Below are 3,300 nucleotides of genomic sequence, written 5' to 3' on the forward strand. Positions count from 1 at the left end.
GGAAGCCATTGCGGAATATAGACTCGCAGCCGATCTAAACGCAGGGGATCAGAACTTGTTTGAATCTGGAATAGGACTCATTGATCTAGGATCCTCGGACGAGGCGAAGAGAATGTTCTCCTCCGCGGTTGTAAAGTATCCGGATTCTGCGAGCTTGTGGCTTGGACTGGGAATCGCAGAATATTTATTACAACAAAAGGCTGATGCAATTCAGTCGTTCCTCCGGGCCGTCGATATTGATCCTGAATATCTGCCACCGTACTCATTTCTGGCTAATTTGTCTGGGACTTCAAGCGAAGCTGATACAAAAATTGCAAATAGTCTTACGCATCTGATTGCTTTGCACCCGGATAGTGCAGAAGCGCATTACGACTATGCTTTAGCGCTATGGAAGCAGTACAAGCGAATACCGAACGCCTTGGGGACCGCCGAAATCGAGGCGCAACTGAAGCTTGCTATCGCACAGAGTCCACAAGACGCTGACGCCCACTATCTGCTCGGCGTGATCTATGCTGACATGGCGGACTACGCCCACGCTGCTGAGGAGTTGTCTCAGTCAGTCGACCTCGATCCGGACAACGCGGAATCACATTATCGCCTTGCCTTAGCCTACAGAAGCATGAAGGAAGCAGGCTTGGCAGATCGACAGTTCAAGATATTTGAGGCGATGCGAACAAAGAAGACAAATCCCGACGATGCCCTTCATGCGAGAACGCAGGAGCTGACGTCGCAGTTGGTTCAACAAAGAAGTTCTACCCTGCACTGTCCTTCGGTTCGCTAGCGAGCCGCGGTGCAGATGTTAACTATGTCTTGGATCTTGTATGCCGGCGATCAAACTGACGATGACAGCATCGACATGAAGCGGTTCACTTTGGAAGCGAGGGGACTCATGGTTGGAAATATCCCGATAGGTGCTCAACGATCTGCTCATATCCTCAATGTCCGGGGAAGGGTTCGCATCGCAACATTACTTTCTTCCCTGCTACTTTTCGGAGTGCTGACCATCACCGCAGTGGGCTCAGTCAGGGCGCAAAGCGAAAATGTCACTACCGCGTGGAAGAATGGAGTTTTTCACATCGACCGGAAAGGGATCGTCGAACGTTCCGATATTATTCTGCAGCAACCAAATCAGCTGCCACAGCAATCCATGCCTCTGGGCAACGGTCGCCTTGGCGTCGCGGTTTGGGCGCAGGATGGATATACAGCGCAGCTCAATCGCGGCGACACGTTTCCACTACGGCTTTCGCCAGGCCAGGTCATACTTCCTGGACTGAGTAAGCTAACCCATGCGAGCGACTACTCCGCTCGCCTTGACCTCTATGACGGAGAATTTCAGGAGCATGGCGGAGGGATGACCGCGACAACGTATGTGTCCGAAGCGCTCGATGTGATGGTCATTAATGTTATCGGAGCGAACCCCAACGCCACTCAGACCGCAGAGCTTAAACTGTGGCCACCGCGTCAGCCTCAAGTGATCGCGGACGGCAACATCGGCATCCTTGCCGAGACGTGGCCGGATAACAAAGAAGCCGGAGCCAGCGGTCGGACCTTCGGCTCCCTGGCAGCCATCACAGCAGACGCGCTCGATCTTCGGGTCGAAAAGAGCAGCGCCCTATCGATCAGAATTACATTCCGCCCTCGACCGGATGGATCGTTTCGCATCCTGGTGGGTTCACCCACCTGGCGCGGCGGCGACGCTGCTTCTACAGCCTCTGCCCTGCTCACCGCCGCGAAAGCGGTCTCTTCGCAGGAACACCGTACCCGGTGGCACGCATTCTGGGAACGCGCCGGATTGATGAAGCTGTCTTCGAGCGATCACGCCGCCGAGTACCTCGAGAACCTGCGCATCATCGATCTCTACACGGCAGCTGCAGAGAGTCGCGATCGTCTTCCAGGCTCCCAAGCCGGTATTGGCGATCTTTTTTCGTCGATCCGCGATGAACACAAATGGGGCCCCTCGGCCTACTGGCACTGGAACTTGCGCATGCAGGTGGCCGCCAACCTCGGCGCTGGCGTCTTCCAACTCAACGATTCTTACTTCAACCTCTATCGAGAAAATCTCAAGAACGTACTTGCCTGGACCAAGTTGCACATGGGAGGCCGTCCCGGCGCATGCGTACCGGAAACCATGCGCTTTAGTGGCCAGGGCTATGAAAACGAGACGTGGATTCCGGCTCCGGCCATCAATTGCGGTCAGGACTCGAAGCCATACTATAACGCCCGCACCATTTCTACCGGCGCGGAAGTCTCTTTGTGGATCTGGCAGCAATACCTTGCCACCGACGATCGCCATTTTCTGGCAATGAATTATCCGGTCATGCGCGAGTCGGCGATTTTTCTGCTGGCCTACGCCACGCGCGATCACAATGGTGCGCTCCATACCTTTCCCTCAAACGCACATGAGATGCAATGGGACGTTCACGATCCGACTACAGATATCTCCGCGATGCGTTCTCTGTTTCCAGCCGTGATCGAGGCGGCTACGGTTCTCAACACCGACGCCAATCTCATCGGCCAATTGAAGCAAGCGTTTCCCAGTGTGTCGGCGTTTCCACTGGTCAGGATTGGTTCACCCAACGTTCTGGTGGCCGCAGATACAAACTCGCGTGACACCATCATCGCCGCCAGCCATGACCCTGGGGCGGAGAAGCACAATACAGAAAACATCGGCCTCGAGCCGGTGTGGCCATATGGCATCATCGGCGACGATGGCTCACAGCATGCGCTCGGGGTGCGAACCTTTCTCAACCGGCCAATCAAGAACGACGATGACTGGAGCTTCGACCCGATCCAGGCTGCGCGCCTCGGCATGGCCGACGAATTCAAGGCCAGCCTACTTGCCCTTACAGAGAAGTATCAGACGTATCCGTCCGGTCTCGCGAGCTTTATGGGACCGGAGTTCTATGTCGAGCAGGATGGGGTTCTTGCCGATGCGCTGCAAGATGCATTGGTGCAGGATTACGACGGCCAAGTGCGTATCGCTCCCGCGTGGCCGAGCGATTGGGATGTAGATGGAACGGTCTACATTCAACATCGCGACAAAGTCGATGTGCAGATTCGGCGGGGCAGGCTTGTCACAGTTGGAATCGAAGCGGGATCTGATCAGAAGATACGGGTGCGCAACCCTTGGCCCGGTCAGGCCGTTCAGGTTGTCGATGCCCGCACCAAATCCGTCGTATTGAAGGCCAAGTCGGATGTGGCCTTCGAGTTCTCCCCTCAGTCCGGCAGAAATTATCTTGTACAGCGCGTGCGAGACAAGGGGAACAACCTGCCCTTTGAAACCATATCCGGCGTGCCCGC

2 protein-coding genes are annotated in these 3,300 nt (G+C 55.5%); both read left to right on the forward strand.

Annotation, left to right across the window (positions count from 1 at the left end):
* Positions 1-781: tetratricopeptide repeat protein (locus VMU57_RS20565; RefSeq protein ID WP_325386860.1), on the forward strand; the 781-nt coding region annotated here is incomplete at its 5' end.
* A gap of 24 nt (positions 782-805) precedes the next feature.
* Positions 806-3,300 (forward strand): glycosyl hydrolase family 95 catalytic domain-containing protein (locus VMU57_RS20570; protein WP_325386861.1); only part of this gene is annotated, 2,495 nt, incomplete at its 3' end.

This window comes from Edaphobacter sp. (assembly GCF_035532915.1).
Lineage (GTDB): Bacteria > Acidobacteriota > Terriglobia > Terriglobales > Acidobacteriaceae > Edaphobacter.